This is a genomic window from Nostoc sp. (assembly GCF_036917395.1).
GTDB lineage: Bacteria > Cyanobacteriota > Cyanobacteriia > Cyanobacteriales > Nostocaceae > Nostoc.
Window position 1 is genome coordinate 1 of sequence record NZ_JBALDI010000038.1, and the last position, 519, is coordinate 519.

General features: G+C 53.8%; 1 protein-coding gene. It reads right to left on the reverse strand.

Going from position 1 to position 519, the window contains the following annotated elements; translation table 11 throughout:
* Positions 1-490, reverse strand: a 490-nt coding sequence (locus tag V7K46_RS13455) for an FG-GAP repeat domain-containing protein (RefSeq protein WP_335113831.1), incomplete at its 3' end; no start/stop codon positions are given.
* Positions 491-519: the final 29 nt, after the last annotated feature.

The window sequence follows — 519 nt, forward strand, 5'->3', positions numbered from 1 at the left end:
CCCACGCTACGGAGCCAAAGTATACACCGGGCAGCGCCAGGCTGGTGTCTTCGGTTAACACACCACTGCCATTGTTTTTGTACAGTTTACTGATGGGGTTGCCGTTGTTGTAGCCAGTGAGGATGAGGTCGAGTTTGCCATCGCCGCTGTAATCTCCCCACGCTACGGAGCCAAAGTATACACCGGGCAGCGCCAGGCTGGTGTCTTCGGTTAACACACCACTGCCATTGTTTTTGTACAGTTTACTGATGTTGCCGCTGTTGCTGCTGCCAGTGAGGATGAGGTCGAGTTTGCCATCGCCGCTGTAATCTCCCCACGCTACGGAGCTAACATTTACACCAGGCAGCGCCAAGCTGGTGTCTTCGGTTAACACACCACTGCCATTGTTTTTGTACAGTTTACTGATGTAACTGTTATTGCTGAAGCCAGTGAGGATGAGGTCGAGTTTGCCATCGCCGCTGTAATCTCCCCACGCTACGGAGCCTTGCAATACACCGGGCAGCGCCAGGCTGGTGTCTT